The following is a 4540-nucleotide window of genomic DNA, read 5'->3' as shown; positions in this document are numbered from 1 at the left end:
GTAACTTGGACCAGTGTTGATCATTTAGCATTGTTCGAGGCATAGCGAGTGTAAAATTGGGTTTGGCGATTTAATTTTACTATCTCGCTATTTTTTTAATCAACAAATGTCAACAGACCCTAATATTGTTTCGGGTCGCATTTGAATAGGGGCAAACAATATGTGCAGCATCGACCAATTTCTGTGCCTCGCTTGCATCCATACCCTCAAGATGAATATTAAGCGTCACTTCAATACCAAATCCTGTTGGAATAGGGCCGATACCAACATCACCTTCAACATAGGCAGCAGGGGCAATCGAAATTTTATCTCGGTTAGACACAAATTTCATTGCACCTAAAAAACAGGCTGAATAACCAGCGGCGAAGAGTTGTTCAGGATTCGTACCATTACCTGTACCCCCCATAATTTTCGGCACCGCCAATTGAACATCTAAATAACCATCGGACGTCGTTGCACGACCATCACGACCACCAGTGGCTTTTGCATGGGCTGTATAAACTGCTTTTTCTAAAGTCATTTTTCTAATCCCTCAGATGATGGTTCAAAATCATATCGTGGGGGATTTTGTTTAAATAATATTCAGTTTTTTTGTAATTTTATACAGAGTGAAAATCAATATTGAACCAAAACACGGTGCTGCATCAGTGGCATTGATGCGCGAATCTGTTGCTGCTCGTCTAAGTCAAAAGGAACTGTGAGTAGTTGAGCGCCTTCTTCTGCGGTGATTGCTAAAATTTGACCGCGGCTGTTGCTTGCTCCAGCATGCCCCCAAGTTTGACGCTTTTCACCATGCCAACCTTGTTGTGCGGCACCCAGTACAGCACATTGGCTATCCATGGCACGAGCTTGCAGTAACAACTGCCAGTGCATTTCACCCGTGGTATAAGTAAAAGCTGCAGGCGCCGTTAAAATGTTTGCACCTTGGCTACGAAGTTTCAAAGCCAGTTCAGGAAAGCGCAAGTCGTAGCACACCATCAGGCCAATATTGCCAAAATGTGTTGTTGCAACTACGGTTTCAGTACCAGGTTCAAAGAATTTTGATTCTTGATAGCCACCGACAGCGTCACCAACTTGAACATCAAATAAATGAATTTTGTCATAACGTGCTTCGGTACGTTCAGGGCTGATACACAGGCTGACCGTACGGACACGGCCATCTTGAATGATTGAGCCATCTGGACGATAAGGGCATGGGAGTGTGCCCGCAACAATCCAAAGTTGATAACGATGTGCGAGTTGTTCTAGTCGCTGCTGAATACTTTCAAATTGCGCCGCGGTTTCGCGTTGTTTACCTGCGGCAAAGCAGACAAAATTTTCGGGAAATACAATGAGACTCGCACCTTGAGCCTGACTTTGTTGCATCAATGACTCGATCACTTTGAAGTTATCTTCAATGTCATTTTGAGAATTCATTTGAGCAATGGAAAGTAAAGTCATGCGAAGAGGGTCTCTGCTGTGATTAACCTAAATTAGACATTTTGCTGCTTGGGTTGCTCTAGATTGTCCTGCTCTTTTTGCAGTTGTTTGACCAAAGGCTCAAACATATTTTGGTTGCTATCATTTAGTTTCATCAGCGTTTTGTGTGCATCTAAAACCGTATTCAGCATATTGCTATGGGTAATGTGTTCTTCCATAAGTGCGCGAGTGCATACACTTGGATCACCACAATAATTCAAAATAACAAACACTTGACCTAAACCCATGCTATTGGCAAGCGTTGTGATATCAGAGTTTGTAGACAACATTACCGCTTGGATATGGTGAACTTGTTTGAGCTTCAAACCCAGTTTCGCCAAAATGCCAAGAACAGTACTATCGATAAATGTCGTTTGGGTTAAATCAACGATTGCACCGACGACATTTTGTTGCTGTTCAATTTTGTTTAATAACTTGTCTAGACTAATACAAGATTGGGCACGCACTTCGCCAATAAGCTTAAAAATATGCGTTCCGTTCAAGCTTGCATATTCAACATGACCTGTTGACATATAAATGCCATTTGCAGAGAAGGATAGTAAATTATCCCATAGGGGCACAGCTTACTCAAGTAGCCGAGTATGATCAGAAAGTCGTATTCGGTTTAAGTAATTGATTTCGTGATTAATTGATTCGACGTAAACTTAGGATGGCAATATCGTCAGCAACATGGTCTGGTGCTTGAAATGATTGATTTTGCAAGTGATAAACCAATTGACCTAGCTGTTCATTCAATCCACCGTCAAAAGGTTCAAGTGCGCCATCCGAGCAAATTACAAAGCGCGAATAACGATTTAAGGTAAATTCAAACTCTTCCACTTCTAGGTCTTCAGTTAAGCCGAGTGGGAAGCTGCTGGTATTTAAAATTCGCGCAGGAAGACCGGGTTCAAATAAAATGGCCGGCGGATAATGCCCTGCACTAGACCATTTCAAGACATGCGTATCGAGATTGAGTATCCCAGCAATCATGGTAATGTGCTTTTCAATATTTTCTTGAACCAGCATGCCATTGAGCTTTTTGATGAGTTCTCTCGGGGTTTTTGAACGACCGTGGAAAGCAGCCATCCATGAGGTCAGTAAACTACTCGTTACCCCATGACCAGACACATCTGCGAGATAAAACATAATTTCTTTATCGCTGATTTTCCAGTAATCGTACCAATCACCCGATAAATAAGCAGAAGGTTGGAAGAATGTTTCAACTTTATAATTGTGGAGTTCGATTGGATTTGGCAGTAAGCGTTTTTGCAAATCTGCAGCAGAAGGGAGGTCGCGGCTGTCTTGATTGCGTTTGTATTGCGCATCAATTTTAGTGAGTGCTGCTTGGAGGTTAGTTGGAATATGATCCCAAACCCATCCTGCTAAAGCGCCTTGTTGCCAAGCTTGAGCCAATGCAGCACCTTCATGCTCAAAAGCGAGCACAATGGTGGGAAGTGTCCATTGGTGATTTAAAAAGTCGGCAACATCAGCAATTGCAATGATCGTTGGATCATACAAGTCTAGATCTTCAATGTTAATCATTTGTACGCTAGGAAGCGCATCAAGTACCTGATCTAAATATGGAATATCACGAGTAGGTTGAATGAAATACATAAAGAATTAGATGAATCCTTCGATAGACAATAAGTGTACTATAGCAAGCTAATGATGGCTGGAGGGAAAAACCACACCAGCCAATTGAAAAATTTTATTTATTCAGTTGTTACCGTGTCGGTATCATCTGAACTGCTATCATCAATGAAATCGGTAGAATCATCAGATGAAACATCTGTTGAATTATCTTCAGATTCATCAATATCGTCATCTTCTTCATCAATAAATAAGTTTTCTTCAGCAATACCTTTTTTCTCGGCAATAGAATAGTTCAGGCGTTGCAAATAGATATCACGAATTTGAGCGTATTTATCGCCTTGCAATACACCTTCGATATCCAGTAATTGAGCGCGAGTATCAATTCCACGTAAAGTTTGCTCAGACCAGTAAGCTACATCATGACCATCAAGCATATATTTCTGTGGACGTCCTTGACTATCTACAGCTAGACCAACGGTTTGGCGCAATGTGCTTGGGCCAAGCACTGGTAGAACAATATAAGGACCAGAAGGAATACCGTAATATCCTAAAGTTGCACCAAAATTTTCATCTTCGGTTTCTAGGCCTAGGCGACTCGCAGGGTCAGCAAAGCCTAAAGTTGTCAGTGTATTAACAGTAAAGCGACCTAGACTTTTTGCGGCACGTGTCGGTCGTCCTTGGATGAGTTGGTTAAACGCATTCCAAGGTTCGCCTAAATTTTTACGGAATAAACGATAAGATTCACGAATATCCTTTGGAGTTTTTGCGACATATTGCACAGCAGCAGGGCGGGCAATATGGACATCTAAATAATCATTAAATGCGTAAACTTTCCGGTTGATCGGTTGGAAAGGGTCTTTATCTTCTTCTGATTGTGCTGCATTCGCATTAACAGATAATTTTTTTGCAACTTCAGATGACTTGACCATCGCAGCATGCGCAAGTTGTTGTGTTTTTGATTTATTGGCAGCTTCTGAATCTTGAGCAACAGGTGCTGAAGCTTCGTCATTTGCAAATACAGGTGTTGTTACGACAAGTGACAATAATCCTGCATATAAAAAAGAAGTTTGGCGCATATATAGTCCTGACGCTTTTAGCGCGGCAAAATGTTTGCCGTATAATAAGTAAAAACGTTCAAATAATCCTGATTTATTACTATTAAACCAAATTTGATCAAAATATGAATGAAAAAATGTAATTTGAGTGAAAAATGTGCGTTCAAAATAATTATTTTAAAAAAGGTGTTGCAACGGATGTGAAATGCTGTAGAATGCACATCCATCGGCGGTGATGAAGATTAAAACTTCTGATAAAACAATGACTTGGTTGAATTGATTAAGTTAGGTTTTATTTGATAAGTTTAAAATAATTTGAATTACCGGTTGACTCTTTAGAAATAAAGAGTAATATAGCCGACCTAGCTTGCTGGTGACGAACCAACAAGAAGATCATTAAGAGATTATGAAGAACAACTTGTGTGGATTTTTAC

Annotated in this window: 5 protein-coding genes; all 5 read right to left on the bottom strand. The window is 40.6% G+C overall.

The window, feature by feature from the left end:
- Positions 1-109 precede the first annotated feature (109 nt).
- Positions 110-520: an organic hydroperoxide resistance protein gene (locus tag FTU37_RS16315; protein WP_180124664.1), complete on the bottom strand. Its 411-nt coding sequence runs from the start codon at positions 518-520 to the stop codon at positions 110-112.
- Between the two features lie 95 nt (positions 521-615).
- Positions 616-1440, bottom strand: coding sequence for a carbon-nitrogen hydrolase family protein (locus FTU37_RS16310; RefSeq protein ID WP_180124663.1), 825 nt, complete (start codon positions 1438-1440; stop codon positions 616-618).
- Positions 1441-1472: 32 nt separating this feature from the next.
- Positions 1473-1991, bottom strand: a complete 519-nt coding sequence (gene gigB / locus FTU37_RS16305; RefSeq protein WP_078189558.1) for an anti-anti-sigma factor GigB — start codon at positions 1989-1991, stop codon at positions 1473-1475.
- Between the two features lie 112 nt (positions 1992-2103).
- On the bottom strand, positions 2104-3072 hold the full coding sequence (gene gigA, locus FTU37_RS16300) for an RsbU family protein phosphatase GigA (RefSeq protein ID WP_180005046.1): 969 nt from the start codon (positions 3070-3072) through the stop codon (positions 2104-2106).
- 98 nt (positions 3073-3170) lie between these two features.
- A complete protein-coding gene (locus tag FTU37_RS16295) occupies positions 3171-4127 on the bottom strand; it encodes a VacJ family lipoprotein (protein ID WP_078189556.1) in 957 nt (318 codons plus the stop codon).
- Positions 4128-4540 lie beyond the last annotated feature (413 nt).

The sequence above is a fragment of the Acinetobacter sp. YH12097 genome (assembly GCF_013419225.1).
GTDB lineage: Bacteria > Pseudomonadota > Gammaproteobacteria > Pseudomonadales > Moraxellaceae > Acinetobacter > Acinetobacter amyesii.
Note: the sequence above shows the minus strand (reverse complement) of the source record. Positions and strands in the feature narration are given on the sequence as shown.

Bases quoted from the DNA above. Each gene is read 5' to 3' on its own strand.
- FTU37_RS16310 (WP_180124663.1), bottom strand. From the start codon at position 1,440: ATGACTTTACTTTCCATTGCTCAAATGAATTCTCAAAATGACATTGAA.
- gigB (WP_078189558.1), bottom strand. From the start codon at position 1,991: ATGTCAACAGGTCATGTTGAATATGCAAGCTTGAACGGAACGCATATT.
- gigA (WP_180005046.1), bottom strand. From the start codon at position 3,072: ATGTATTTCATTCAACCTACTCGTGATATTCCATATTTAGATCAGGTA.
- FTU37_RS16295 (WP_078189556.1), bottom strand. From the start codon at position 4,127: ATGCGCCAAACTTCTTTTTTATATGCAGGATTATTGTCACTTGTCGTA.
- FTU37_RS16315 (WP_180124664.1), bottom strand. From the start codon at position 520: ATGACTTTAGAAAAAGCAGTTTATACAGCCCATGCAAAAGCCACTGGT.